Source organism: Bryocella sp., assembly GCF_058498515.1.
In genome coordinates this window covers 14,515-40,389 of the sequence record NZ_JBMHYI010000032.1, presented here as the reverse complement: position 1 = coordinate 40,389, position 25,875 = coordinate 14,515, and the positions used below count along the sequence as shown (strand labels likewise).

Annotated in this window: 22 protein-coding genes; 11 read left to right on the top strand and 11 right to left on the bottom strand. The window is 63.8% G+C overall.

The window, feature by feature from the left end; translation table 11 throughout:
- Positions 1-176: 176 nt before the first annotated feature.
- Together AC5E6W_RS09595 and AC5E6W_RS09590 are read left to right on the top strand one after the other, a co-directional pair.
- Complete coding sequence (locus tag AC5E6W_RS09595) at positions 177-1,529, top strand: VWA domain-containing protein (RefSeq protein WP_491752068.1); 1,353 nt, start codon at positions 177-179, stop codon at positions 1,527-1,529.
- A 4-nt stretch (positions 1,530-1,533) separates the two neighbouring features.
- Complete coding sequence (locus AC5E6W_RS09590; RefSeq protein ID WP_491752067.1) at positions 1,534-2,460, top strand: DMT family transporter; 927 nt, start codon at positions 1,534-1,536, stop codon at positions 2,458-2,460.
- 11 nt (positions 2,461-2,471) lie between these two features.
- Here AC5E6W_RS09590 and AC5E6W_RS09585 read toward each other — a convergent pair whose 3' ends face one another.
- The 4 genes from AC5E6W_RS09585 to AC5E6W_RS09570 all read right to left on the bottom strand — a co-directional run bounded on the left by AC5E6W_RS09585 (position 2,472) and on the right by AC5E6W_RS09570 (position 4,925).
- Complete coding sequence (locus AC5E6W_RS09585) at positions 2,472-2,681, bottom strand: hypothetical protein (protein ID WP_491752066.1); 210 nt, start codon at positions 2,679-2,681, stop codon at positions 2,472-2,474.
- A gap of 73 nt (positions 2,682-2,754) precedes the next feature.
- Positions 2,755-3,468 (bottom strand): YoaK family protein, encoded by a 714-nt coding sequence (locus AC5E6W_RS09580; protein WP_491752065.1) that lies wholly within the window; start codon positions 3,466-3,468, stop codon positions 2,755-2,757.
- A 102-nt stretch (positions 3,469-3,570) separates the two neighbouring features.
- Complete coding sequence (locus AC5E6W_RS09575; RefSeq protein WP_491752064.1) at positions 3,571-4,437, bottom strand: polyphosphate kinase 2 family protein; 867 nt, start codon at positions 4,435-4,437, stop codon at positions 3,571-3,573.
- Between the two features lie 263 nt (positions 4,438-4,700).
- Positions 4,701-4,925: a Sec-independent protein translocase subunit TatA/TatB gene (locus AC5E6W_RS09570; RefSeq protein ID WP_491752063.1), complete on the bottom strand. Its 225-nt coding sequence runs from the start codon at positions 4,923-4,925 to the stop codon at positions 4,701-4,703.
- Positions 4,926-5,207: 282 nt separating this feature from the next.
- Between AC5E6W_RS09570 and AC5E6W_RS09565 the strand changes: the two genes are divergently transcribed.
- Positions 5,208-6,026 (top strand): hypothetical protein, encoded by an 819-nt coding sequence (locus AC5E6W_RS09565; protein ID WP_491752062.1) that lies wholly within the window; start codon positions 5,208-5,210, stop codon positions 6,024-6,026.
- Between the two features lie 99 nt (positions 6,027-6,125).
- Here AC5E6W_RS09565 and AC5E6W_RS09560 read toward each other — a convergent pair whose 3' ends face one another.
- The 5 genes from AC5E6W_RS09560 to AC5E6W_RS09540 all read right to left on the bottom strand — a co-directional run bounded on the left by AC5E6W_RS09560 (position 6,126) and on the right by AC5E6W_RS09540 (position 11,050).
- On the bottom strand, positions 6,126-7,118 hold the full coding sequence (locus AC5E6W_RS09560) for a GNAT family N-acetyltransferase (RefSeq protein ID WP_491752061.1): 993 nt from the start codon (positions 7,116-7,118) through the stop codon (positions 6,126-6,128).
- Between the two features lie 68 nt (positions 7,119-7,186).
- Positions 7,187-8,926 (bottom strand): ArnT family glycosyltransferase, encoded by a 1,740-nt coding sequence (locus tag AC5E6W_RS09555; RefSeq protein ID WP_491752060.1) that lies wholly within the window; start codon positions 8,924-8,926, stop codon positions 7,187-7,189.
- Positions 8,927-9,111: 185 nt separating this feature from the next.
- Entirely contained in the window at positions 9,112-10,116 is a 1,005-nt protein-coding gene (locus AC5E6W_RS09550) for a DHH family phosphoesterase (RefSeq protein WP_491752059.1), read from the bottom strand.
- A gap of 22 nt (positions 10,117-10,138) precedes the next feature.
- The gene (rbfA, locus tag AC5E6W_RS09545; RefSeq protein WP_491752058.1) at positions 10,139-10,546 is read right to left on the bottom strand and encodes a 30S ribosome-binding factor RbfA; all 408 of its coding nucleotides are present in this window, start codon (positions 10,544-10,546) and stop codon (positions 10,139-10,141) included.
- Between the two features lie 195 nt (positions 10,547-10,741).
- Positions 10,742-11,050: a DUF503 domain-containing protein gene (locus AC5E6W_RS09540; RefSeq protein ID WP_491752057.1), complete on the bottom strand. Its 309-nt coding sequence runs from the start codon at positions 11,048-11,050 to the stop codon at positions 10,742-10,744.
- A 64-nt stretch (positions 11,051-11,114) separates the two neighbouring features.
- Here AC5E6W_RS09540 and AC5E6W_RS09535 point away from each other — a divergent pair, with 64 nt between their 5' ends.
- The 3 genes from AC5E6W_RS09535 to AC5E6W_RS09525 all read left to right on the top strand — a co-directional run bounded on the left by AC5E6W_RS09535 (position 11,115) and on the right by AC5E6W_RS09525 (position 16,193).
- On the top strand, positions 11,115-12,977 hold the full coding sequence (locus AC5E6W_RS09535; protein ID WP_491752056.1) for a TonB-dependent receptor plug domain-containing protein: 1,863 nt from the start codon (positions 11,115-11,117) through the stop codon (positions 12,975-12,977).
- Between the two features lie 60 nt (positions 12,978-13,037).
- Positions 13,038-14,843, top strand: coding sequence for an amidase (locus AC5E6W_RS09530; protein ID WP_491752055.1), 1,806 nt, complete (start codon positions 13,038-13,040; stop codon positions 14,841-14,843).
- A gap of 93 nt (positions 14,844-14,936) precedes the next feature.
- Positions 14,937-16,193, top strand: coding sequence for a glycoside hydrolase family 28 protein (locus AC5E6W_RS09525; RefSeq protein ID WP_491752054.1), 1,257 nt, complete (start codon positions 14,937-14,939; stop codon positions 16,191-16,193).
- Between the two features lie 74 nt (positions 16,194-16,267).
- Here AC5E6W_RS09525 and AC5E6W_RS09520 read toward each other — a convergent pair whose 3' ends face one another.
- Positions 16,268-17,563: an NAD(P)-binding domain-containing protein gene (locus AC5E6W_RS09520; RefSeq protein ID WP_491752053.1), complete on the bottom strand. Its 1,296-nt coding sequence runs from the start codon at positions 17,561-17,563 to the stop codon at positions 16,268-16,270.
- 229 nt (positions 17,564-17,792) lie between these two features.
- On the opposite strand from AC5E6W_RS09520, the gene AC5E6W_RS09515 reads away from it, so the two are divergent.
- Positions 17,793-19,040: an ATP-binding protein gene (locus tag AC5E6W_RS09515; protein ID WP_491752052.1), complete on the top strand. Its 1,248-nt coding sequence runs from the start codon at positions 17,793-17,795 to the stop codon at positions 19,038-19,040.
- On the opposite strand, the gene AC5E6W_RS09510 is transcribed toward AC5E6W_RS09515, so the two are convergent.
- On the bottom strand, positions 19,037-20,587 hold the full coding sequence (locus tag AC5E6W_RS09510) for a sugar transferase (protein WP_491752051.1): 1,551 nt from the start codon (positions 20,585-20,587) through the stop codon (positions 19,037-19,039). The genes AC5E6W_RS09515 and AC5E6W_RS09510 overlap by 4 nt on opposite strands.
- A gap of 354 nt (positions 20,588-20,941) precedes the next feature.
- On the opposite strand from AC5E6W_RS09510, the gene AC5E6W_RS09505 reads away from it, so the two are divergent.
- From AC5E6W_RS09505 to AC5E6W_RS09490, 4 genes are all read left to right on the top strand, one after another.
- The gene (locus AC5E6W_RS09505) at positions 20,942-23,146 is read left to right on the top strand and encodes a GumC family protein (protein ID WP_491752050.1); all 2,205 of its coding nucleotides are present in this window, start codon (positions 20,942-20,944) and stop codon (positions 23,144-23,146) included.
- Positions 23,147-23,263: 117 nt separating this feature from the next.
- Positions 23,264-23,563 carry a hypothetical protein gene (locus tag AC5E6W_RS09500; protein ID WP_491752049.1) on the top strand — a complete coding sequence of 100 codons (300 nt, stop codon included), beginning with the start codon at positions 23,264-23,266 and terminating at the stop codon, positions 23,561-23,563.
- A gap of 140 nt (positions 23,564-23,703) precedes the next feature.
- The gene (locus tag AC5E6W_RS09495) at positions 23,704-24,438 is read left to right on the top strand and encodes a polysaccharide biosynthesis/export family protein (RefSeq protein WP_491752048.1); all 735 of its coding nucleotides are present in this window, start codon (positions 23,704-23,706) and stop codon (positions 24,436-24,438) included.
- A 27-nt stretch (positions 24,439-24,465) separates the two neighbouring features.
- Positions 24,466-25,872: a glycosyltransferase family 4 protein gene (locus AC5E6W_RS09490; RefSeq protein ID WP_491752047.1), complete on the top strand. Its 1,407-nt coding sequence runs from the start codon at positions 24,466-24,468 to the stop codon at positions 25,870-25,872.
- The last annotated feature ends 3 nt before the right edge of the window (positions 25,873-25,875 follow it).

Below are 25,875 nucleotides of genomic sequence, written 5' to 3'. Positions count from 1 at the left end.
AGAGCAGAGAGACCTGCTCGCGGCGAGAGACCCAGACCCAGCTGCGGCTGGGGATTTCTATCCCCTTGAGTGGGTGGGTTGCACGGTTTTTGTTGATACTCTCAAAGGGTATGAGAACCTGGGCAGAATCTGGCCCCGGATGGCTGAAAAGAGGACGTATGGTGTTGGGCAGCAGGATGAAGACGACGGGCACGCTAATGGCGGGCATGCTCGCACTGGCGATGGCGGGAGTTCCCGCCACGGCGCAGGGCGGCCAGCAGAACATTCCGGACGCTCCGCGGCCACAAACGCTGCCGAACCTGAACACGGTGACCCCCGTGGGCCAGGCGCTTCCGGCCGCTCCGCCGCAGGCTGCCACTCCCGCCGAGAACAAGGCTGCCGAAGCGCAGGCCATCAAGGACAACGGTGGCGTCGCGCCAACCAGCACGCTTCCAGCGGCGGCGGCCAAGGAACAGGTCGAGGATGATGACAGCGGACCGGTTCCAACTCCGACTGCAGCGGACTCGTCCTCCATCATCCGGGTACATGTCAACTTTGTGCAGATTCCCGTCACGGTGAAGGACTCGAAGGGCAAACTTTATCCTGGCCTCACCTGGCGCGACTTCCGGATCTATGAGAACGGCGTACGCAAGAACATCTCCTACTGGTCTTCGGATCCGTTCCCGCTCTCGGTGGCGCTGGTCGTCGACCAGAGCGTGGACTTCCAGACGATGGAGAAGGTGAACACCTCGCTGCACGCGCTCCAGGGAGCGTTCACGCCTTACGACGAAATGTCGGTCTTCACCTACAACAACGGCGTGACTGAGCAGACCGCCTTCACCGCGGCACAGAGCCAGCGGCTGGCCGTGGTGCTGGACCGCTCCAAGACCACCGGCCGTGACCAGGTCTGGTACGGTGGTGGTCCGCTGGCCCAGACGACTTACAAGAACGGCTTCGACGTCGATCCCAACACCAGCCCGACCCACTCGGCTGCAGGGAACTCGACGCTCTATCCGGAGAAGGAATTCCACACCCTCAACGACGCGATCCTGACGGCTGCTGCGGAGCTGGCTAAGACTCCGAACAACCGCCGCCGCATCGTCTACATCATCTCCGACGGCAAGGAGTACGGTTCCAAGTCCAAGGAGAAGGACGTCATCAAGTTCCTGCAGGCGCACAACATCGCCGTCTACGCGACGCTCGTTGGCTCGTCCAGCGAACCCGGCATGGGCTTCCTGGATCGCATTCACCTTCCGCTGACCATGCGCGATAACGCGCTACCGCGCTACGCTGCCGCGACCGGCGGACAGTGCGATCCGGAGTTCCGCGCCAAGGGTATCGAGGAGAGCTTCGCGAAGATCAGCGAAGAGGTCCGAGCGCAGTACACGCTTGGCTACTACTCGAACGAGAGCGTGCTGGATGGCAAGTACCGCCCCATAGAGGTGCGTGTGCTGCGGCCCAATGTCGAGATCATCTCCAAGAAGGGCTACTACCCTACGGCGAGCGCCAGCTCGATCACCACGCCTTCGGCCAGGATGCCCACGCCCTAGCCGGATGCCGTTTCCTTCCAACGCTATTGTGGCTCTCGTCGCCGCCGCCTCCTGGGGCGGCGGTGATTTTTCCGGTGGCATGGGCGCCAAATATGCCGCTGACGACGCGAGCGACGCCACACGTGGAGCGCTTCGGCTGATCATCGCGGCCCATGCCGTTAGCCTTGCGGTGCTGCTGCTGGTGCTGATCGTCGAGCGCGCCTCCTGGCCTGCCGGCGCTCCCATGTATTGGGCGCTGGGTGCCGGGGTAGCCGCCGGGGTTTCGCTGACAGCTTTCTATATCGCGCTCTCGCGTGGCGAGATGGGCGCTTCGGCGGCACTCAGCGGTCTGCTGGCTGCGGCGATTCCTGCGCTCACCTCAGCGTTCGTCGAAGGGCGTCCTGGGCCGCTGACTATTGCCGGATTCGTGATGGCCGGGGCGGCCATCTGGGTCATCGCGGCAGGGCCTTCGCCCGAGAATGCCGCTGGAGTCGAAGCCAAGGGCACGATGGCTCTCGCGCTGATCGGTGGCGTTGGGTTCGGGGTCTACTTTACGGCACTCAAGTTCGCGAATCCGCTGGGTGTGGCGGAGCCGATCGCGCTCGCCCGCTCCGGAAGCCTGGTCACCTGCGCTGTGCTGTTGGCGATCCTGTCGCTCGTAAGCAAGCACGGGCCGAAGAACGTGGACGTGGCGCGGCCTAAATCGCGGCCCTGGCTTAGCCGAAAGGCCCTCTTCTGGGCGATGGGCATTGCTTTGCTGGATACCGGCGGCAATCTTCTCTACATCGCCTCGACGCGGATGGGCCGGCTGGATGTGGCCTCTGTGCTCGCGAGCCTCTATCCGGCGGGGACGATCCTGCTCGCGGCCTGGCACCTGCACGAGCGCCCCACGCGACGACAGCTGGGCGGCATGCTGCTGGCGCTGGTCGCGGTGGTGATGATTACGGTCTGAGCCTGAGATCGCTATGCCGCGGGCGTGGATCTCCAGCGGGAGAACGCCAGCACATAGAGCGCAATGATGTTTGCCATGGGGACGAGCATCAGGAGAGACAAGGCCGCTGGGAAGCCGGCCTTCTTGAAGATCACCCAGAAGGGCAGAACGACAAGAACCGAGAACGGCAGACCGAAGAACATCAGAATCAGCAGATGCGTCGGCTGAAACAACTCTCCCATAGCAGCGACCTCTTTGGGTGGATTGTTTCAGTGATAACGAATCCCGGGATTCGAGTCCAGAAAAATCGATCGGCTAAGCAGTTTCCGCACCCCGAGTATCGAGGCTTGCACGGCCTCTTTGCAGGCGATAGGCGACGTAGACCAACAGCAGAGCGGCGAACCAGAGGGCGTAATTTCCAAAGCGCGCGAAGGCCAGCCCCCCGAGAACGGTTCCAATGAGAAAGACGGCGCAGATCTGCGCGAAGGTTCGCATGGCCATGGAGGTTTGCGCATCGCGCTCCTCGAAGAGCCAGGAGAAGGTCGCTTCGCAAAGCGTGCGCAGGTTGCCGGTGGTAAAGGTGGAGAAGTACCCCTTGCCTCGCACCTCGCGGAAGGTCTGAACCTGTGCCGAAGAGGCGAAGGCGATCGCAATGATCAGGGCTGTATCGTGCCACTGGCGCGGATAAAAGCCGAAGGCCAGAAGAACGCCCACCTCCAGGAGAAGAATGCGGCTGTAAGGATCCAGGCGCCGATGCCGACGTCTGTCTTGCAGATGGATGAGCTGTGAGAACCAGATGCCGCAGGAGAACGCTACGAGCAGCAGCACGCGATGCCAGGCGCCGGGCCAGTCGTAGGTGATAACCGAGTGCCCCAGCATGATCACGTTGCCGGTCATGGCATTGGCGAAGACCCGCCCGTGTCCGAAGAAGGTGAAGCCATCCAAGAAGCCTCCGGCGGCCGTCAGCGCGGAGTTGACCGAAAGGGAGGAGGCTAACAGACGCCTCTCCGCGGCTGCGGAAATTTCCACGAGGCTCCTTAGTGTGGCGGAACGTGCGTGCCGTGCTGGTGGCCCACGCCTATTGATCGTCGCCGGCGCTCCAGGCCCGTTCGACGGATACGTCCGCAGCTCTCAGGATACATTCGCCGCCGCGCGAGCTTTCACCTGCTTCGCCGCGGCTTTCGGGCTCTCGCTGCTCAGCTTGATGCCGGAGGGGTCAAACGCAGGCTTCGGGTACTCAAGCTTCAGTCCGCTGAGCGCATCCACAAGGACCTTCGAGATCGCCAGGTTCCTGTACCACTTGTGGTCGGCGGGGATGACGAACCAGGGCGCGTGCTTGAGGCTGGTGTGGCGCAGGATCTGCTCGTAGGCTTCCTGATACTTGGGCCAGAAGGGACGCTCCTCGAAGTCCGCGGGGGAGAGCTTCCAGCGCTTGTTCGGCATGTCGATGCGCTCCTGCAAGCGCTTGGTCTGCTCCGCGTGCGAGATGTGCAGGAAGAACTTGAGGATCACGACGCCGCTGTCGATCAACGTCTGCTCCCATTCGTTGATGTTCTGGAGGCGGCGGCGGAAGAGCTTGTCGCTCAGCGTGCCGTGCACCCAGGGCGAGAGTACATCCTCATAGTGCGAGCGGTTGAAGATGCCGATCATGCCGCGCGCCGGCACCTGCATATGGCAGCGCCAGAGGAAGTCGTGCTTCGCCTCGATCGGCGTGGGCACCTTGAAGCTGGAGACATCGCAGCCCTGTGGGTTCACGCCGGAGAAGATGTGCTTGATGGTGCCGTCCTTGCCGGCGGTATCCATGCCTTGGAGGACGATCAGCACGGCATGCGACTGGGCGGCATAGAGCCGATCCTGCAGATCCTCGAGCTTGCCGCGCTGCTCGACGAAGACGGCCTGCGCCGCGCCTTCGTTCATGCCGCCGTCGGCGTGGGTGGAGTGGGAGGGCAGGCGGACCTTGTCGTGCGGCTTGATCAGGTACGGACTCTTCAGCTTCATCTTTGGAAAGATGCGAGATTCGAGATCCGAGATGCGGAGGAAGCAGTTGTTGGGTCTTAGGTATTAGATGTTGGGTGAGCGGCGGGTCTTTCTATGGCGACGCGGCCCAGTCCCTACGTAGAGGTATGCGTCGGGCTTTGCACGCAACACCCAAAAGCGAATATCCAACAACCAACTTCATCCCCAGACACACCAAAGCCCGGCATCTGCCGGGCTCCTGGAAAAGCCTGATGTCTGGCCGCTGTGCGCGGCAGATCTCTCGCTTACGCTGTGGGGGGCTTCGGGGCTTCGTCGGCCTTGGGGGTGACGACGTGGGCAGACTCGCCCGGCTTCGTCTGGTCGTCAGTGACGCCCTTCATGCCTTCTTTGAAGCCGCGCAGGCCTTCGCCGAGACCCTTGCCGAGCTCCGGCAGCTTCTTGCCGCCGAACAGTACAAGCAGGATCACGCCGATCACGAGCAGATGTGTTGGCTGGAAAAGTTCACCCATCGTAGGTCTCCGGGCCGCGCAGTCGCGGACTGCGAATATTGTCGCACGTTTGAGGTAGGACGGGCATGTGCGCTGACGCACAGCCGTTTGCTTCGTCCAACGGGCAAGAGATCGCCAGATGGTTGACCGGGGAATCGGGCCCAACTCGCCCTCGCCGGTATATCCTTGAGGCACGGACACCAAAGCTGGGCCGCCCGTCGGGGTGGCTTGCGGTACAGGCAGGTTCGAAGCGCCTCGGCGCTATTTTCACGGCGCATACGACGAGGGCGCGGTTTGAGGACGATGCTGCACAAGACATTCATGCGTTCAGGCACGGCGATGCGCAACACCAAGCGCTCGCTGGCAAACAAGATGACGTCGCGTAAGACCGCGACCCTGCTGCTGGCTCTGGCCGGTGCGATTGGCGGTGCGGCGGGTGCACAGGTGGTGGCCGCTCCGGGCACCGCGCCCATGCAGACTGCGCCGGTGCAGCAGCTCAGCGCCTATACCGGCCCCAAGTACAACAACCGCTACGAGCTCTTCGGTGGCTTCAGCTTCATGAACGGCCAGGCCGGTCAGAACCTGCAATCACGCTATAACATGGGCGGCGGCGAAGGTCAGTTCACCTACTTCCTTGGTCATGGGCCTGTGAGCCGGCTCGGCGTTCTGGCGGATTACCGTTTCGAGGCCGGCACCACGCCGACGATCCCGAACCCGGGCAATGCCCAGAACGTCCACCTCAACCGCGTGCTGGTGATGCAGCACATCTTCTCCGGCGGCGTGGTCTATCGCGGCTTCAAGAACCGCTACTTCGCGGTCGACTACCACGCGCAGGCGGGAGCATCGCACGGCATCTTCGACCATGCGACGCAGAACTACCCCGGTGGCAGCCCCGTCTCGGCCTGCCCGGCGCAGCAGACGGCTGGCCAGACAGGCAATCTCGGTCTCTATTGCAACAGCACGGCTCCGTGGGGCGCGGTGGGTGGATCGGTCGACTTCAACCAGAGCGCCAAGTTTGCGGTGCGCCTCTCGCCGGACATGATCTTCGAGCACTTCGGCACGGAGACGCGCGAGTACTTCTCGGTCGGCGGCGGTATCCTCTGGCGGTTTGGGATGCGGTAGGGCAGACGTTTTACGTTGTGCGTTCTACGTTGTGCGTTAGGCCCTCCGATGGAGGGTCTAACGCTTTTCGTGCAACGTAGAACGGAGAACGCACAACGTTTACGTTCCCGGCTTCTCCCACACCATGGCCTCGAAGCGGTGCCAGGGTTGAAAGCCGAGAGTTTCGTACAGCCGGCGCGCGGGTTCATTGGACTCGGTCACCGTCAGCGAGAGCGCGGTGTAGCGGCGTCGCAGCAGCACGCTGGCGACATGCTGCAGCAGGAAGCCTCCCAGGCCCTTGTGCCGGGCTTCCGGGGCCACGCAGAGCTGCGTGATGTGTCCGGCGTCATGATCGACGCGCGAGCTCAGCACCATCGCCTCGATACGCGGAACGCCGGTGGCTGAGGCAGCGTCGAGCAGCAGCCAGGAGTTGTCCGCATCGAAGACCCCGCAGCCAGGGAAGCGGATGATGTTGTGCAGGAAGCGCTCGGCGCCGTGGAGCGTGCGGTACTGGTCGTTGATGCTGGCGTCCGTGTGGCCGGCGTAGCAGCGGTGGATCAGCTGCGCAGCCTGCGTCATGAAGCTGGCGCGCCACGGCTCGAGGTACAGCCCGGTGGGCACTGGCGGCGGTACGAACTGCTTGCCCAGCGGCGACTGCGCGAGATCGCACAGCATGAACAGCCGCGGATATGCCCGGAAGCCGCGCGAGAGAAACGGCACATGCAGCGACCCGGCGGGGAACATCAGCAACTGGGCCTCGATGCGATCGACCGCAGGGGTGTTCTCCAGTATTTCCACCAGGTGCGTCAGCATGGCGTCGCAGATGGGGTTTGCCTGGGAGCCTGTCTCGGTGAAGGCGTAGACGTCGCCGATGACGGCCTTGGCTGCCTCATATACTGCGAACGCATAGCCGATCACCTGCCGTGAAGCGTAGGCCACCACGCCGGGCAGGATGCGGTTGTCCAGGTAGTCCAGCAGCAGGTCCGTGGACTGGGAATAGTTCCAGTGCAGACGGCGCTGCCAGCGCGTCGCTTCGTCGCGCAGCAGGGGACGGAGCTGCGCCGCTGAGAAGTGGCGCAGGTCCAGGATCTCCATTTGCGAGCCAGACGACATCGTCCCATCGACTCTACAGGTTACGGAGGAGATTGGCGAAATGGGGCGGGTGTGAGGCAAGTATCGGGCTACTGCGGGGGCATCGTTCCGGGGGCTGGGCCGGCGGCGCTGACCTTGTAGACATTCAGTCCCTGGGGCGCATACGTAAACAGTTTTTCGTAAGGGCGGGCCTGGACAAACTTGTCGATCTCGGCGGCCTGACGCATCGGCACCACGAGAATATGTTCGCCCGCGGGAACGCCGCCGCTGTAGTTCAGGATGCTCTGGTTGCGGTAGAAGGCGAGCCCGTAGACCATGTCCCGCCGCACGTCGAGCACAGCCAGGGTTTGTTCGTGGGGCTGGGTCGAGGCGATCTCTTCGGCCAGCGGGCGCGCGGAGTAGTTCTCGTCGATGGTGCGGCCGTTGAAGCCGAGAAGAAACCACAGCAGACCGCAGAGGGGAACCAGCGTGGCGAGCCTCAGCTTGGCCGGGCCGCCGCGCCGTACCATCCAGATGACCAGCAGCGCCGCGAGCACACCGCACACGGCGGCGCGAATGAAGAACCTCGGTGCGGGCACGATCTTCTCGTACATCATGTACTGCGGACACAGCAGGAGCACGAAGGTCAGCACGCCGGTGAGGACCGCATGCGTGTTCAGCAGCCAGGTTGGGAGCCCCGTCCGGCGGATGCGATACAGATAGTCGCCGGTGAGGATGGCCAGCGGCGGGATCGACGGAAGGATGTAGCCGGGCAGTTTTGACCCGGCGAAGGAGAAGAAGAAGACGGGGAAGAGCGCCCACAGCACCAGGAACTCGGGAAAGGCATCTCCGGCGCGGATGTGGCCGAGATAGCGCTGCGGCTTGTGGCGCGAACGCCACTCGGCCAGGGAGATCTCCAGGCCGTCCACCAGCGCGCGCATGGCGATGGCGGTCCACGGCATCAGCCCCAGCACCAGCACGATCGCGTAGTAGTACCACGGCTGGTGGTGCTGGTAGAGATTGGTGGTGTAGCGTTCGATGTTGTGTTCCCAGAAGAACTCACGGACGAAGCTGGGGTTGCGGTACTGCACCGCGATGTACCAGGGAAGCACCATGACCAGGTACAGGATGATGCCTGGAATCCAGATGGTGCGCTTGAGCGCGCTCCATTCCTTGCGCAGGCCCAGAAATAGGCAGAGAACGCTCAGGATCATGAACGGGGCTACCGGCCCCTTGGCCAGGGTCGCCGCTGCGCCGAAGAAGTAGAGATCGAAGAGCCAGAACTTCCTGCCCGTCTCATACCACGCGTACCAGCCCAGCATGCCGGCACACAGGGGTGCGGCGAGCTGCATGTCCGTGGATGCGCCCCGCGCGAAGGCCACCATCCCTACGCTGCTGACCATGATCAGCGCGGCGTCCAGGTGCCCGCCTGGCCGGAACCTTCGGAGATGCAGAAACGCCAGCAGGATGAGCACTGCCGTTGCCGTCGTGGAGGGCAGTCGTGCCGACCAGTCCGAGACACCGAACTCCTTGAAGAAGCCCATCGCCCGCCAGTAGTACAGGGCTGGCTTCTCCAGCCAGGGCTTGCCGTAGAGGATGGGTGTGATGGTGCCACCCACCAGGCACTCGTAGGAGGCATGGATGGCGCTTGGCGACAGGTTGTGCGGCGTGATCTTGGCGTGGACCTCGTGGCAGTCGATGGAGTGCTGCTCGAGCATTTCGCGAGCGATCTGCGCATAGCGGGGTTCGTCCGCGCCCACCAGCCCCACCTGATCCCCGCCGAACCAAGGCACCATCCCGAAGAGCAGGAAGTAGCCACCCACCACCACCAGAACGGCCAATTCCCACACCGAGCTTCCGAGCTCTGTCTCCAACAGGGCGCGAAGCCGTGCTAAAGGACGCACTCGCGCTGGAGTGACGTCGGCGGGTTGGGGAGTGGCGTTCAAATGGGCCGGGAGGGTTCGGGTCAAGGCACATACGCTGACCCACGAGCTTCCGCGTCGTGGGTCAGCGCAGCCGGAAACAGAATCGAGCCTTAGGCTAACAGAGTCGAGCGCACCGAGGGGCAGGCAGCCTGCAGGGCCGACACGATGCGGGAGGTAGCCGTATCTGCCGGGCCCTCCAGCGTGCAGCCGCTGGCGTTGCGATGTCCGCCGCCGCCCAACTCTTCCGCCACGCGGGCTACATCCACCTCACCCTTACTACGCAAGCTCAGGCGATATTGGCTATCGTCTCCCGCTCGCGTGACCTCGCGGAGGAAGGCCGCAGCGCGTACGCCGGCGATACCGATGAGGTAGTTCACCACGCCCTCGCAGTCTTCCACCTGGGCGCCAGCCTCACGCATCTCGTCCTCGGTGACCAATGTCCAGGCCACCTCGCCGTCGATCTGCATGTTGGAGAGAGCCGAGCCCAGCAACCGGATCTTGCCCACCGAGTTCGAGTGATAGACCTGCTGCGCGATGCCGTTGGGATCTGCGCCGCTCTGGATCAGGTGCTCAGCGAGCGAGAAGGTGGACGCCATGGTGCCTGCGTGCGTAAACGCTGCCGTGTCGGTTAGCACGGCGGTGTACAGGCAGGTGGCCATGGCGCTGGAGATGGGAATGCCCATGGCCAGCGTCAGGTCGTAGATCATCGCCGCCACGGCGCAGGCGTTGCTGTCGATCCAGTTGAAGTCGCCGTAGTTGCGGCCACTCTGGTGGTGGTCGATGTTGACGAGCAGGCCCGCTCCCATCGAGGCGAACTCATCGGCATCGAAGCCGGTGCGCGCCACGGAGTCGCACTCCAGGATGACCGCGACCTCGGGCGGCTCGCTGGGAAACGTATGCACGATCCGCTCGACGCCGGGAAGCATCTGGTAGGTTGTGGGAATAGCATCGGCAAAGGCGATCACCGTATGCTTTCCAAGAGCGTCCAGCAGATGCATCAACGCCAGCGAGGTTCCGATGGCATCGCCATCGGGCCGGGCGTGGGACGTAATGAAGAAGCTCTGGTGGCGCGCAATGATCCTCTGTAGCTCGAGAATGGCGGATTCATTGGTCATGGTTGGTCTTCGCAACAGGGCGTTACTTGGCCTTTGGAGTTTTGCTGCTGGTTGGCGTGGGGTCGCCTGGGGAGCTTTCGGCCGGGCCGGACTTCCTGGCGATCTTCTTGCGGCGCTTCTCGATGTTCCCGAAGACCTGGTCCAGACGGGCCCCAATCTTCTCGGAACGATCGATAGCAAAGGTGATCTCGGGAACGTGGCGAACGCCCATGCGGTCGCGGATCTCCGAGCGGATATAGTTGCGCGCGGCCATCAGGCCCTCGAGCGTCGATTCCTCTTGCTTCTCATCGCCATGAACGGCCACCAGCACCCGGCAGCTCTTGCCTCCGGGTGCGAGGATGACCTCCGTGACGTGGCTTGATGCGATTCGAGGGTCTGTCAGCTCGCCTTCGAGCATGGCGGTGATCTCTTCGCCGAAGGTGCTGGCCACTCGGCCGCGGTGATAATCTCTGGCACGTTGTACTGGCATATTGACAGTGCAGGATAGCACCTGCCAGACCGCAACGGACTTGCCGCTTTTGGGTCAGGTAGCGGTGTCGCTGGGTACTGGAAGGTACCGGCGGGGCACTTTTGTCCCCAATTTGCACAGGTTCTCCTCGTCAAGACTCCTCTTGAGCCAGGATACCTACCCCTCCGGCAGCTCCACATCCGACTCCACGAAGCTGTCCACGATCTCGCAGCCCAGGCCGTTCGCAATGCGACGCGCGGCCGCTTCGACCTCCCGCAACTGGCCGGCAAGATAGGCTCCTGAGCTGGAGATGGCCGCGACACCCAGCGTGGCTCGGTTCCAGATCATGGCGTCATCCAGCTCGGCTACGGAGATGTTGAAGCCGTGACGCAGCTTGTCCTTGAGCGACCGCACCACCTGGCGGCGGTCCTTTAGCGATTGAGCGTGCTCGATGGCGAGTTCGAGTGTAAGAGTTGCAACGGGCATGCGACATATTGCCCCGGTGGAAGTATCCTGGGGGGCGGGTACGAAACCATTGTTCTACGAAAGTATGCTTGACCGTCTGTCTGCGGCGCGGCGCACCAGCTCAGCCGCCCGCCTCGCCTTTGCTTCCTTCGCCGCCGCTTCCTCCTTTCGGGCTTTCCACGCACAGACTTCCGCCACTCCTGCGCCTCAGCAACCGCCTTCCGTTCGCGAGACCGTCATCGTCCTCGGCGAAATCGAGCCGGTGACGGTGGGTGAGTCCGCGCGCCCCGTCGTCACGCTTGAGCTCCTGCCACTGATCCAGCCCGACGTCGAGGACGTGCTGCGCACAGATGCTTCCGTAGACATCCAGCAGCGAGCTCCCGGCTGGGTGATGAACGACGTCTCCATCCGCGGCGCGAGCTTCGAGCAGACGCTGGTGCTGCTCAACGGCCTGCGCCTGGACGATGTCGAGACCTCCCACTTCAACCTCGACGCTCCTGTGCCCATGTCTGTGCTCGCCGGGGCGGACGTGCTGCACGGCTCAGGCTCCACACTCTACGGCTCCGACGCCATCGGCGGTGTCATCGACCTGCGCACCCGAAAGCCCGAAGCCGACTCGCTACGCCTGCGCGCCGGCGGCGGCAGTTTCGCGAGCGATGAGGAAGGCTTCGTCGGCTCATTGGCCCGAGCACGCTGGAGCGAAGAACTTGCCGCAGATCGTGCCCGCTCCGAAGGCTTCCAGTTCGACCGCGACTACCGCACCCAGGACGTGAGTTCGGAATCGTGGCTCAAGTCCCCGCTGGGCACTAGCGACCTGTTGCTCGCTGGCGACGAGCGGGTCTTCGGAGCCAATCAGTTCTTCGGCGCCTACCCCTCGTGGGAGCACACCAAGGGCTGGTTCGGCGCGCTCACGCAGCAGCTCGGGGAGCACACCACGGCCGCCGCGGCGTATCGCCGCCATACCGACGAGTTCGTCCTCTTTCGCTACCAGCCTTCGCTTTACGAGAACAACCACATCGACCAGAGCTATGAAGGTTCGGTGCGTGACAACCGTTCGCTGCATCACGGCCTCACGCTGCTGACAGGGCTTGAGGAGACCACCGACCAGATCGACAGCACCAACCTTGGCGACCACGGACGCAACCGCGGCGCGGGGTATGGCGAGCTCCAGTGGCGCGGCACGCGCGGCTCTCTGACCGGCGGACTGCGCGAGGAGGTCTTCTCCGGTGGCCGCGTGGTCAGCTCGCCCATGGCCGAGGGCACACTGCGCCTCGGCCAGGACTGGAAGCTGCGCGGGGCAGTGAGCTATGGATTCCGGCTGCCCACCTTTCTCGACCTCTACTACAGCGACCCCACGACCATTGGCAACGCGAACCTCGCGCCGGAGTCGGCCTGGAGCTATGAGGGTGGCGCCGACTGGTACCCCAGCGCGAAGCTCGCCGTCAGCGCCACGGTCTTTACGGCACGACAGAAGAACACCATCGACTACACACGGGCCGACGCTACGCAGCTGTGGCAAGCGACCAACCTGGGCGCATTGGCTCTCAGCGGTGTCGAGTCGCAGGTGGAATGGCGCGCCACCAGCTCGCAACAGCTGCGCTTCAGCTGGACCTATCTGCACGGCTCGCAGAGCGCGCTCGGCAGCCTGCAGTCGGAGTATGTCTTCAACTACCCGGTGAACAATGGCCGCGCGACCTGGCTGTGGCACGCGCGTCAGGGGCTGCTGGTCAGCTCGCAGCTCGGGGTGCTGGAGCGGACGAAGCTCGCGCCTGTGCCCTCCGCGCCCTATGCGGTATGTGATCTCTCGATAGCTCGCGACAAGGGCCGCTGGCAGCCGTATGTGCGCGCGACGAACCTCTCCAGCACCGGCTACCAGGAGATCCAGGGCGTACCGATGCCTCCGAGAGCCGTAATCGCAGGTGTGGAGATCGTACTCTCGCGCAAATAGCGATTGCCCGTGGTGATATACCCGTTCTTGTTCCCCGCAGCGAAGCAGGAGGCAAAGACGATGGCAGGTTCACGGCGAGAATTTCTAGCGAAGGGAAGTCTTGGGCTGCTGGCGGCTGCTGTTGCAGCCAAGGGCGCGGATGAGCTGGCTGCGCAGACCCCGCAAGCAATTCCACCTCCCGGTCAGCCGCCAGCCTTCGGCACGTCTGCGCCGGTGGGTCCTGCAGTCAGCGCGGCCACCTTCGCCGAGGCCGAGAAGCTGCAGCAGGTCAGCTTCCCGCAGGCTCAGCTGGAACAGGCTGCCTCCAACTGGCGCGAGTCCATGGCTGGCATGTTCGAGCGCCGCGTGGGTCCACGTAAGGTTGCGCTGGGTGAGGCCGATACTCCCGCCAGCGTATGGCGACCTCTGACGGTCAGCGCTGCTGCCCCATCGCAGGGTGCCGTCATCGCGGGTCTGAGCCTCGCAGTCGAGAAGATACCAGCGTCGGACGGCGACATCGCGTTCGCCCCGGTCTGGCAGCTTTCGGGTTGGATCCGCACGAAGCAGATCACGTCAGAGCGCCTCACGAAGATCTATCTCGAGCGCCTCAAGCGCTTCGACCCGCAGCTGAAGTGCGTCATCACGCTGTGCGAGGAACATGCGCTCGCGCAGGCGCGCACGGCAGACACGGAGATTGCTGCAGGGCACTATCGCGGACCGCTGCACGGCATTCCGTGGGGCGCGAAGGACCTGCTCGATACGGCTGGCATTCGTACAACCTGGGGCGCGGAGTTCCTGCGCGATCGCGTCCCGGCTGAAGATGCCGCCGTGACGAAGCTGCTCAACGAGGGCGGCGCGGTGCTCGTCGCGAAGCTCTCGCTCGGCGCGCTGGCGCTCAACGATATCTGGTTTGGTGGACAGACGAAGAATCCCTGGAACCTCGACGAAGGAGCGTCGGGCTCGAGCGCGGGCCCGGGCGCTGCCGTGGCTGCGGGACTCGTCGGCTTCGCCATTGGCTCGGAGACGCAGGGCTCCATCATCTCGCCCAGCATGCGCTGCGGCGTCACGGGCCTGCGGCCCACCTTCGGCCGAGTTCCACGCACCGGCGCCATGACGTTGAGCTGGACCTGCGACAAGCTGGGCGTAATGGCGCGGTCGGTTGAGGACACCTACACCGTTGTGCAGCACATCACCAGCTTCGATTCGCGCGATACCGGCAGTGTTTCCATGCCGCTCCATGCTCCGCAAGGGAAGCCGCTGCACACCCTCCGCGTGGGCTATGTGGAGAAGTGGATGGCCGAGGCGACCGATGTCGATCGCCACGCGCTGGAGATCATGAAGAAGCTTGGCATGCAGGCTGCACCCGTCACCTTGCCTGACCTGCCCTACGACTCGCTCAATGTGATTTTGATGGCCGAGGCGGGCGCGGCCTTCGAGGCGGAGACCCTGGATGGCCGTGTCGATCAGCTGAGGATGCAGACGCCCGATGCCTGGCCGAATACCTTCCGCCAGGCGCGGTTCCTGAGCGCGGTCGACCTGGTGCAGGCCGACCGTCTGCGCCGCCGCGTCGCCGTGGAGATGGGGAAGATCTTCGAGCAGATCGACGTCCTGCTCGTACCGAGCCTGCGTGATGAGCCTATGGTGATCTTCAACTTCACGGGCCATCCGAGCCTCACGCTGCGAGCAGGCTTTGTGGAGGTGAGCGAAGAGCGCAGCGACTGGGCGCCTGATCCTGCACACCCACTGAAGAAGTTCGCGCCGCCTCGCCGCGTGCCTCACGGCGTCACTTTTGTGGGGCAGCTCTTTGGCGAGGCCGTACTGAGCGAAGTTGGCACCGAGATGGAGCACGAGCTTAGTGTCGCCGCAGAAAGGCCGAAGGGCTTCTAGGGGAGTGTTCCGCGCCTCGGATCGTGGCGAGCGGGGCGTCTGAAAACGTTGTCTAATGACCACTGAAGTCTCCCAAACGAAGTGAGGTTGTCGATGCGTGCAGTCGTAGTTCTTGGTCTTGGGTTGGGTGTGGCAGCAGCGGGTGCCCAGATGGCTCCTCCGACGGCTCCAGGGCAGCGCACCTGCCCCGTGGAGAAGTATGCGAAGACCGTCGGCGACGGCGTGCACAACGACACGGTCGCCATCCAGAAGGCCATCGACGACTGCGCTGCCAAGGGAGGCGGCACAGTGGAACTGCATGGTGCTCCGATGTTCGTCAGCGGGCCGTTGGAGATGAAGAGCCACATCACTCTGGACATCGCCGAAGGCACCACGCTGGCCGGCAGTGAGAATCACGAGGACTATCCCGCGGTGGAGGTTCTGCATGAGCCCGGCCTGCGGGGCCTGCTGTGGGCCAAGGATGCGCAGGACATCGCGATCCGCGGTGGCGGCACGATCGACGGGCGCGGTCAGAGCTGGTGGCCCAAGCCACAGCAGCCGCGTCCGCGAATGATCTTCTTCGACCACGTGAAGGGCCTCACCATGGAGAACATCACGGTCCAGAACTCTCCGATGTGGCAGATCACGGCGTACGAGAGCGAGAACCTGACCTTTCGCAACATGAAGATCCTCGCGCCCACGCCCGCGGGCCACAACACGGACGGCATCGATCCCTTCAGCTCCAAGCACATCCTCATCGACCACGTGTTCATCGACACCGGCGATGACAACATCGCGATCAAGAGCGGCCAGCCGGGCTCGGCAGGACCGAACGATCCCACGGTCGATGTCACCATCCGCGACTGCACGTTCTTGCACGGACACGGGCTTTCGATCGGCAGCGAGATCGCTGGCGGGGTACAGCATGTGCGTGCGGAGCGCATCACCTTCAGCGGTACCACGCAGGGCATCCGCATCAAGAGCGGTCGCGACCGTGGCAACGATATCGGCGACTTCATCTATAGCGACATCACGATGGAGAACGTGGGCACAGCCGTGCAGGTCACCGACTACTATGGCGGCCCGAAGGGCGGAGCTGCTGCCGTGGAGACCGCGCCCGTGACGCGTCTCACGCCCCACATCCACGATGTGACGATCCAGAATCTGAAGGTGACCTCGGCGAAGAACGGCCTCGAGGTCGAAGGTCTTCCCGAAGCGCCCATCAAGGGCCTGGTCTTCGACAACGTCACGATCACCGCTCAGAAAGCAGGCCGCGTCGCCTACGCGGACATCACTGCGAAGAACCTGTCCGTAACCGGCGCAGATGGTGAGCCACTGACCATCGGCAAGGATGTCTCAGGGATCAAGTAGGCCGCGAGATACGAGATACGAGATACGAATCAGCAAGTTCGCCTCTCGTATCTTGCCTCTCGTATCTGTCGTTCTTACTTCACCGGTCGCACGCGCTGCGCCTGCATATCTAGCGAGGGCCGCGCCAGGCCGCGGAGGCGGGCGAAGTCGACCGCAAGGTGGTTGGTGACCTGCGTGGCCGCATAGCCCGCTCCGGCGGCAAAGCGGAGCAGCGGGCCGAAGCTCGCGGCAGCCGCCGGGCCGACAAGATAGAGCCCTTGCACCGAGGTTTCGAAGTTGCGGCTCAGGACAGGCGCGCCCAACTTCTGGCGATGGATCGAAGCGCGAAGGTTCGCCGCCAGGAAGCGGTAACGGTCCAGATCCGTGCGATAGCCCGTGCCCGCAATGACGTGAGAGGTAATGATCTCGCGCTTCTCACCAGTCTCGTGGGCGAGAGTGACGCGGACCATCTCGCCTTCGCCATCTGCGCCGGGCACAGCCTCGGCGCTCACCACCGACCAGCTGCGAAGGATGGGAAATTTGCCCTCCAGGCGACCCTGGAGCGCGGATCCGCCAGCTGGCCCGAGGTGCTTGTACACCAGCACTCTGCGCAGAGGTGCAGGCAGCGCACGGAACAGGCCCGGGAAGCTGGACGCCAGCCACGAGCGCAGGCTCTCGCCCAGAGGCGACGCGGGATGGCGCAGACGGTACCAGAGCGGCGGCTTGTTGCCGAAGGCCGCACGATGTACGTGGATCTTCTGCGCCCGGGTCACCACGGTGGGGTGCGCGCCGATCTCGTTCAGGATGACGGCGGCGTTCAGGGAACTCGCGCCGCGGCCCAGCACCAGCACCTCGCGACCCCGAAACTGGTCAAAGATGCGATGGTCCGAGGTGTGCGACACCAGCCCTGCGGGGAGATGGCGCAGCATGGGGGGCATCCACGGGAAGAGGCTCACGCCGGTAGCCAGGATAACGTGGCGGGCCAGGAAGCTTTCGCCCGTCTCCAGCGTCAGCCGGAAGGCATGGCCCTCGGACTCGACGTGCGTGACGTCGACCTCTTCGAGTTCAGGGACGAAGCGGCGTGCGAACTCCTGTCCGTAGGCGATGAAGTCCTCGATCGCGACCGGAATCCGGGTCGCGTGGTAGGGTCTTCCGGTAAGGCGCGCGAAATCCTCAAGCGTGAACGGGACAGACCCTGCCGAGAGGTTGGAGGCGAAGCCATCGGATTTCAGCTTCATCCCCACCGGCATCTGGGTGGCCCAGGAATGCATCGGGCGTCCGAAGATGCGGTGCGGCACACCGGCCTCGCGCAGGTGCGCGGCAAGCGAGAGACCATACGGTCCCGCGCCCACGATGGCGGTATGCAAAAAAGACCCGGAAGTGCGATTCACGTTCAAGTTCAGTCCTTTCGCGGCTCTGCGGACGCTCCAAACGATGAGAAATCCGCCGCTGCAGGGTCGCTATCCCCTGAACGAGTCATCCCCGTTACGAAGGGGTGCGGAGCGGCGGTTTGGTTGTTACGACGTGACGCGTTGAAGGTCCGGATACGCCACCTTTGCGTGAGAGGGAGATCGAAGGGTAGTGCGATAGACTCGACTACACTTCTCAGGGGACGACAGTTTGCGCAGTGATTCGGGAGATCCGAAGGGTGCGGTGGCGGCGAAGGTGCTGTTGCTGGCCAGCGCGCGCTGGGTGTCGACCGCGCGGTTGAGCCTGGCTCTGACGTCGTTCGGCTGCGAGGTCGAACTGATGGCGCAACGCAATCATCCTGCGCTGCAGGCCGGCGTCGTCGCACGCAGCTATCGGTATGACGTATTGCGACCTGTTGAGAGTATCCTGCGGGCCATACGAGATTCGCAACCCGACATTGTCATTCCTGTTGATGAGCTCACCGTGATGCACGTCGAGGAGCTGCGGATCGCGGCCGAGTCCAGCTCAGGCGAGGACCAGGAGACCGTCCTGGCGCTACTGGCGACCAGCGGGGACCGTGCCGAGACCATGGCGCTGGGCCGCTCGCGACGCGCCCTCCTGAAGATGGCCGCAGACCTGGGAGTTCCCATCCCCGACACCATTCCTGTAAACAGCGAGCAGGAACTTGCCGTAGCCGTGCGTGAGCTGGGGTTGCCGCTGGCATTGAAAGCGGACGCGACCTTTGGAGGCCGTGGTGTGAGGCTGGTCTCTTCCTCCGAGGAGGCCGTCCGCGCCTGGAAAAAGCTGCACAGATCCTCGAGCTTCCTCGCGGCGCTTCGCCGCGGCCTGGTGTGGCGCGAATGGAGCTATGTCCGGGAGTGGGCCCATGGGATGACGCGCGATGTCGCGGCCCAGCGGTTGGTCCGCGGCAAGGAGCGCACGGCGCTCGCGGTCGCCATCAATGGCGAGGTGGAGGCCGCCGTCTGCCTGGAGGTCATTCAGACCGCCGAACACCTCGGGCCGTCCAGTGTGCTGCGGGTGGTCGAGGACGAGACCATGATGGAATCGATCCGTCGGGTAGCGAAGGGAGCAGGAGTTAGCGGCTTCTGCGGCTTTGATTTTATGGTCGACCCCACTACCGGCACGCCTCTGCTGATCGAGATGAACCTGCGGCCAACGCAGCTGGTGCACCTCCCGCTGGGGCCTGGGCGTGATCTCATCGCTGCGTACCTCAGAGGAATGCTCGGCCTGCAGGTCGAAGACAGGCCGGCCGCTACCGATCAGGAGTTCATCGCACTCTTCCCACAGGAGCTGGTGCGCGATCCCAACAGCGGATGGGTCCAAAAGGCGTTCCTCGACGTTCCGTGGAGCGCCCCAGACCTAGTGCGCGTTGCGCTGAAGGGAAAAGTGCCTGAGGTGATTTCGGGGGATGCGCGGTATAGGGCCGCAGCGTCCTAGTACGCCCCGCGCCGTCGTACCACCGCGGAGAACGTCCGCAACAGGATCTTGATATCCAGCAGCAGGCTCCAGCGGTCGATGTAGCGCAGGTCGAGCTTGATGAGGTTGTCGAAGTCCGACAGCGAGCGGCCAGAGACCTGCCACAACCCAGTGATACCGGGCTTGACCGAGAAACGGCGCATCAGCCATGCCTCGGAGAAGCGAAGGACATCGCGCTCGGGCAGCGGTCGCGGTCCCACCAGCGACATCTCACCCTTCACCACGTTGATCAACTGCGGCAGTTCATCGAGCGAGGTCTTGCGCAGAAAGGCTCCGACCTTCGTCACGCGCGGATCGTTCTTGATCTTGAACGTCGGCCCATCGAGCTCGTTAAGGTGCTCGAGTGCAGCCTGGCGCGCTTCCGCATCCACCACCATCGAGCGGAACTTGATCATCCCGAACATCCGCTTGCCAAGGCCATAGCGCTGCTGGATGAAGAAGATCGGACCAGGGCTGGAAAGTTTGACCGCAAGGGCAATGAGCAGCAATAGGGGCGAAAGCAGCACCAGGCCGACGGTAGCCAGCACGCGGTCGAAGACGTTCTTCAGCAGCAGGCGCTGGTCGCGGTGCACCATCTCCAGCACCACGCGGTTGCCGTCCATCGAGCCAATGCTGTGATGCTTGGTGGCTGCCGCGGTGAAGAGATCGAGCGAGTATTGCACCTCGATGCCGCCGCGCCCGCAGACGTTGATGATCTGTTCAATCTCGTTGAAGTGGCTCTTGATCGGCAGGGCGATCAGGACCTCGTCGACGGGCAGCCGCATCAGGAGCATCTCGAGATCCGAGACGTTGCCAAGATAGGGAGCCAGACCCTCGCACTCTGGCTGGGCTGTGGAGTCCACATAGCCTTCGAGGTGGTAGCGGAACTCGCGGTCGTCCGGCAGCTCCAGCGTGGCGTTGCGGGCCCGCAGCCCGGTGCCGCAGATAAGCACCGTGCGCGGCTTGCGGAAGGCTGGGCGGATGTTCTCCTCGTAGGTGTACACGCAGACGCGGGTAGCCAGCATCAGCGAGCAGGCAAGGAACCAGAACAGGCAGGCAGAGGTTAGCGGGTCGAGATGCTGTGCGCCCTCGTGGAGCGGGAAGACCGCCACCAGGGTGCAGAGCGCGGCGCTCAGCGGAACCTTCACCATCACGGAGGTCAGCGTGCGTGTCAGCCGTGGATGATAGAGCCCCGTCGTCCAGAAGAGAACGCGCCAGGTGAAGAGAAGCGCGAGCACGATCAGAAGATTATGGACGGAGATGCGGAGCTGCAGGAAGCTGCTGAAGCTGCCGTCGCGGTGGATGGCGAAGCTGTAGACGGTGGCGAAGAGCGCGGCACAGAGCGCGGCCTGGTCGAAGAGCCGCACCATGGGGGAAGCCAGCTGTCGCGCCAGAGGAGGCACGGCGGGCGCGCCGCCATCGAAGTCTCCAGGCAGCACGGGCGCAAGCGGTGCGACGCGAGGCGTCGTGCGCATCCGGCTCGTGCCCGACGATGCCTGATGGATCGCCTCGAAGGTTTCTTCCGCCATAAGAGCAGAGCTTTCCTCGGCGCCGTGGCCGAGAAGTTCGTGGATGATAGAGGGGCCCGGTCTGAGCTCTCTGAATGGGGTTATTACCAATCTACCCCTTCAACAGCCGAAGCGTAAGGCCGCCCGGCAAACAGCGGAATTCGCCTTTGGTGTTACAGAACGATGTACGGAGACGTATGGGTACGCCGACCCGGTACGTTCCCGCTCTGCATTGATCGAAACGGGTTTGTCCCCGGTTTTCCTCCACAGTCGCCGGTTTTGTTCCGGTATTTCCGGGCAAAGAGGTTGGTACACTGGTGCGGGCAGCGCAAAGAAACAGTTCAAAAGGCAGCCTGTTCGCATAAGTAGCGCAAAATGAACAGTTACGCTCCGCCGAAGATGCGACAGATTGTCACCGAAGCCGTGTTCCGGCGGCGGCGTATCTTCCTGTTTACGATCTACCTCGTCGTCGGGGCGGTTCTGCTTCTGACGCTGCTGATGCACAAGAAGTACCAGGCGGAAGCAAAGTTGATGGTCCAAAACCTGCGTGCGCAGGCCCCTTTGACCACCAGCCCCGCCGAACATCTCGTTCAGGCGAACGACGTATCCACCACCGAAATTAACAACGAGGTCGACCTGTTGACCAGCACCGGCGTCGCCCGCCGTGCGCTGGGACTTGATCCTCAGGGTACCAGCACCAAGGACGAAGAGAAGGCCATTTCCACCCTGGAGCGCCATCTCAAGGTCGAACCGGTACACCAGAGCAGCGTCATCGACGTCTCGATCATCGACAACTCGCCGGAAGAATCGCGCGACCTGCTGCAGAAGGTGATTGACGCCTATTTTGCCGATCGTGCGGATGCGGCCCGCTCTGGCGGTGCAGTGGAGTTCTTCGATCAGCAGGTGAAGGAGAAGGCGCGCCAGCTGGACGAGGATCAGGAGGAGCTGACGCAATTTGGCGTCGACCACCAGATCTCCGACCTCGACGACCAGATCAAACTGCAGACGCAGCGTGTGGGCGCGCTGCAGGACCAGCTGGCGGTCACCGACGCCCAACTTGCCAGGCAGCAGAGTTCACGAGCGGCCCAGCAGCGCGAGCTCGAAAAGACCCCGCAGCGCTCCAGGACGACCATTCGCACCATCACCAATCAGTACTCGCAGGAGCGCCTGAACACTGAGCTGGTGGACCTGCAGAACCGCCGCACCGAGCTCCTCAAGCGCTATCCGCCCAGCGATCGCCAGGTGGTCGAGATCGACGAAAAGATCGCCACGACCCGGGGTGCCATTGCGATCGCATCGCAGAATCCAGCCGGTGAAACGTCAACCGACGTCAACCCTGTGTACCAGCAGCTCAGCTCGGCGGTGGCAGCCTCCGCCGCGGACGTGAGTGGCACGTCAGCGGCCCGCGCACAGCTGGCGGAGCAGGTGAGGAGCGCCAAGACCCGTCTCGACGAGCTGGAGCAGGCTACTACCGGGTACAACGGCCTGAAACGCAAGCTATCGCAGGCCCAGGACGACTACAAGGTCTACGCGCAGAAGCGCGATGAGGCCCGCATCTCCGACGCGCTCGACAAGGCGAAGATGTTTGATGTCGCCCTGGTGCAGGCCCCCATCGCCTCGCCCGAGCCGGTGCGGCCCAAGCCGGTGTTGTATCTCGCGGCGGGGCTAGCCTTTGCGATCCTCCTCGGCACACTGCTCGCGGTCTACGCGGACACCTCGACCGAGCAGGTGTACTCGCCGGCCAAGCTCGATGAGCTGACGGGCATGCGCACCATCGCTACCTTCGCCGACGAGGACGACCACGACAGCGCAGGCGACGGCAACAGCGTGGAGTATCGCCGTGTTCTTGTCGCGATCCGCAGCGGGCTTGGTGCGAACCTGGACGGTTCCGGAGCGAGTGCGCACTTTGCGCCGGTGACAGGCGCCGATGGTGCCGAGGGCGCATCCGGCTGGGCTGCGGCGATGTCTACTCCCGGACGCCGTACGTCCGCGACGTCAGGCAGCGGCCACGACGAGGCGGTGGCACTGGGGCAGGGCAAGCCAGCGGGGTACGCCGTGGCGTTTCTCTCGGCGCTCACCGGTGAGGGCACCACCTACATCGTGAACAACCTCGCCACCGAGGCCTCGCGTCAGGCTTCCAGCCGCGTGGCCATTATGGATATGGCGAAGCTGCTCAAGCACTTCGAAGCGGACGAGGACGTCAGCTTCGGGCTCAAGTACGACCCCTCGAAACTCTGCTGGGTGCTGGCGACCAACGGCGAGCTGGGGCCGCGCCCGCGCCAGCGTGGCGCAACGCAGGGCCAGTTCTCCGCGCGCCTCCGCCCGCTGATGATCGAGGCTCGCCGCGAGTTCGACTTCATCTTCCTGGACTGCCCGAGCCTGCAGGCCTCGACCCTCGCCAGCGAGCTAGCCCTTTGTGTCGATGGCTATGTCGGCGTGGTTGCCGCCGGGCAGTCGCGCAAACAGAATCTCGAGCAGCTTCAGGCCATGTTTGGGGCCACGCGTGTTCCGCTGCTTGGCTACGTGTTGAATCGCCGCCGTTATGCGGTGCCGGGCTGGCTGCATAAGCTGTTGTTCTAGCGTCGTCGTCTGTCTTTGGAGTTGGTCATGTTCAAGGTCTTGACTTGGGCGTCTCTGTTCCTATTCACGGTGTCAAGTTTCGGCCAGGGTGCCGCGCTTCCGAAACGCGCCCTTGCGGTGAAACACAAGATCGAAGCACTTGCCCCAAACGCTCCAATCAGCGTCGTCCCGCTGCAGGCTCCGGAAGAGTACGGCACATTCGTCTCCAGGGACGATGAGAGTTTTACCTTCCACGACGTGGACAGCAAGGCGAACGTGACCATGCGCTATCTCGACGTCAGGAAGGTGAAGGACGGCTATGGTGGATACAACACTGCTACCGGACGCCACACCGACCACACGAAAGCGGTCATCGTCTCGCTCGTCGTTGCCGGGGTTCTTGGGGGACTGATTGGTGCAGTCGCAGCAGCGAAATGAGTCGCTCGACCAGAGCGGACCGAAATGGGCCTTGTGATGGTCTTGAAGAGGCGCACCAAGATAGGCTCTTGGCGGGAGTCCGGGGCAGATACATGCTGGGGGAGATGATGCGGAAGTTGTCTGTGATATCGAGTCTTGGCTTGGCCCTGGCCGTACTGTCCGCTGCCGCCGGTGCGCAGAGCCCGCAGCTGGCTGGCGCTGTCACCCCGGCCGCGCGGGCTGGCTCGGTGACGGTCAACGGCGCCGGGCGAGCCGAGACCGGCCCGCAGCATAAGGGCAACGGAGACGCGGTTGGCCCCCAGGGCTACTACGAGCTCGAGGCCGGCGACACGGTGACAGTCAGCTTTCGCTTTACGCCCGAGTTCAACGACGAGGTCGTCATCGGACCGGATGGCCGCGCCACGCTGAAGTCCACTGGCGCCGTGAAGCTCGCCGGTATGACGCTGCCTGAGGTTGAGCGCATGATCGTCCGCGACAGCTCGACCCGGCTGGTGAACCCCGAGGTTACCGTCAGCCTCAAGGACTACCAGCGGCCGCAGGTCGTCGTTGCGGGCGAAGTCATTACGCCCGGGCACTTCGAGCTGCGCCGAACCATGACTGCAACCCAGGCGCTGCTGATGGCCGGCGGTCCCAAGGACGACGCCGACCTTGGCAAGGTGATCCTCTTCCGCAAGATCAACTCCGAGTACGCCGAGGTGCATGTGCTGCAGCTGGGCCGCTATGATGCCCACACGCGCGCCAAGAACGACATGGTGCTGCAGCCCGATGACATGCTGCTGGTCCGCCACGACCTGGTCTCGAAGATCGACCGCTACGTGAAGCTGATCAACCTCGGCGTCTATCTCAACCCGATCGGCAACAACGGCCTCTTCTAGCCGCGAGCAGCACAGTAAGCTGGAATCATGGAGCGACGTGTGAAGGTGCTGCTGATGGCCTACGAGTGCAGCCCCTACCGCGGCTCAGAGTGGGCCGTTGGCTGGGGCCGGCTGCTGGAGGCCGCGCGCGCGGTTGAGGTCCACGTCATCACCAGCGAGTCGAACTTCGCCGCGCTGCAACGGGCGGAGCACGAAGGTCTGCTTCCTGCTGGCGTTCGGTATTACACTCCTGAGCCTGATGCCGCACTCCGCAAGATGGAGCAGAAGCCCGCTCTCTTCGCCTACAACTACACGGCGTACCACCACTGGCAGAAGCTTGCCTTCGAGCTCGCGAAGAACCTGCACGCGACGGAGACGTTCGACCTCGTGCATCAGGTCAACGTCTGCACGTTCCGCGAACCGGGTTACACCTGGCAGCTCGACATCCCGTATCTCTGGGGCCCGGTGGGCGGGACGCAGAACTTCCCAGTCACCTTCCTCTCGATGCTGCATCCCGTCGAGGCCGTCAAGGAGTTCCTCCGCGCGGTCAGCAACGAGTGCTCGCTGCGCTTCAAGGGGCGTGTCCGCGCCGCGGCCCGCCATGCCGCGAAGATTATCGGGGCCAACTCCACCAACCAGCGCGACTACGAGCGTGTCTTCCAGCGGCCTGTCGAGCTGCTGCTCGAAACCGGTCTGCGAGAGGTGAACGATCCCGACCGCTCGCGCTTCCACGCCCGCGTGGAAGACAAGCAGGCAGGCCGGTCGGCGAAGCCCCTGAAGCTTCTGTGGAGCGGAGAGTTCCAGACCCGCAAGGCGCTGCCACTGCTGCTCAAGGCGCTGGCGAAGCTCGAGGACGTGCGTTGGGAGCTGGACATTCTCGGCGATGGCCCGATGTGGACCTCGTGGATCGCTGAAGCGAAGCGACTTGGGCTGGAGGTGGCCATGCGTGCCCCCGAGGGTGACCAGCAGCACACCCTCTCCAGTGCTGCCAACAATAGCACGGGCCCTCGCGACGTCGATCAAGGGAACATCGTCCGCTTCTTCGGCCGGTTGCCGTTCCCCCTGGCCGTAGCGAAGATGAACGAGGCTGAGGTCTTCTGCTTCACCAGCCTGCGCGACACAAGCGGGAACGTGGTGCTCGAAGCGTTGGCTGCGGGTGTCCCCGTCGTCTGCTTCGACCACCAGGGCGCAGCGGACATGGTGACCGACGAGAGCGGTGTGCTGTTGCCGGTGATCTCTCCCAAGGCTGCCGTCACCGACTGGGCAGCGACGCTGCGCGAACTCGCTGGAGACCCGGAGTACCTGCTCGAGCTCAGCGAGGGCACCACCGCCCAGGCGCGGAAGTTCCTCTGGAGCTCCAACGGCGACCGCATCAATGGGATCTACGACGAGCTCGTCAACGGTGTCGAGGTTGTCCACCCTTCCGGTTCCGGCGCGGGAGCCAGTGCGCGCTAGTCC

Bases quoted from the DNA above. Each gene is read 5' to 3' on its own strand.
- AC5E6W_RS09535 (WP_491752056.1), top strand. From the start codon at position 11,115: ATGCTTGACCGTCTGTCTGCGGCGCGGCGCACCAGCTCAGCCGCCCGC.
- AC5E6W_RS09595 (WP_491752068.1), top strand. From the start codon at position 177: ATGAAGACGACGGGCACGCTAATGGCGGGCATGCTCGCACTGGCGATG.
- AC5E6W_RS09540 (WP_491752057.1), bottom strand. From the start codon at position 11,050: ATGCCCGTTGCAACTCTTACACTCGAACTCGCCATCGAGCACGCTCAA.
- AC5E6W_RS09575 (WP_491752064.1), bottom strand. From the start codon at position 4,437: ATGAAGCTGAAGAGTCCGTACCTGATCAAGCCGCACGACAAGGTCCGC.
- AC5E6W_RS09505 (WP_491752050.1), top strand. From the start codon at position 20,942: ATGAACAGTTACGCTCCGCCGAAGATGCGACAGATTGTCACCGAAGCC.
- AC5E6W_RS09560 (WP_491752061.1), bottom strand. From the start codon at position 7,118: ATGTCGTCTGGCTCGCAAATGGAGATCCTGGACCTGCGCCACTTCTCA.
- AC5E6W_RS09550 (WP_491752059.1), bottom strand. From the start codon at position 10,116: ATGACCAATGAATCCGCCATTCTCGAGCTACAGAGGATCATTGCGCGC.
- AC5E6W_RS09530 (WP_491752055.1), top strand. From the start codon at position 13,038: ATGGCAGGTTCACGGCGAGAATTTCTAGCGAAGGGAAGTCTTGGGCTG.
- AC5E6W_RS09590 (WP_491752067.1), top strand. From the start codon at position 1,534: ATGCCGTTTCCTTCCAACGCTATTGTGGCTCTCGTCGCCGCCGCCTCC.
- AC5E6W_RS09585 (WP_491752066.1), bottom strand. From the start codon at position 2,681: ATGGGAGAGTTGTTTCAGCCGACGCATCTGCTGATTCTGATGTTCTTC.
- AC5E6W_RS09570 (WP_491752063.1), bottom strand. From the start codon at position 4,925: ATGGGTGAACTTTTCCAGCCAACACATCTGCTCGTGATCGGCGTGATC.
- AC5E6W_RS09525 (WP_491752054.1), top strand. From the start codon at position 14,937: ATGCGTGCAGTCGTAGTTCTTGGTCTTGGGTTGGGTGTGGCAGCAGCG.
- AC5E6W_RS09510 (WP_491752051.1), bottom strand. From the start codon at position 20,587: ATGGCGGAAGAAACCTTCGAGGCGATCCATCAGGCATCGTCGGGCACG.
- AC5E6W_RS09490 (WP_491752047.1), top strand. From the start codon at position 24,466: ATGGAGCGACGTGTGAAGGTGCTGCTGATGGCCTACGAGTGCAGCCCC.
- AC5E6W_RS09565 (WP_491752062.1), top strand. From the start codon at position 5,208: ATGCTGCACAAGACATTCATGCGTTCAGGCACGGCGATGCGCAACACC.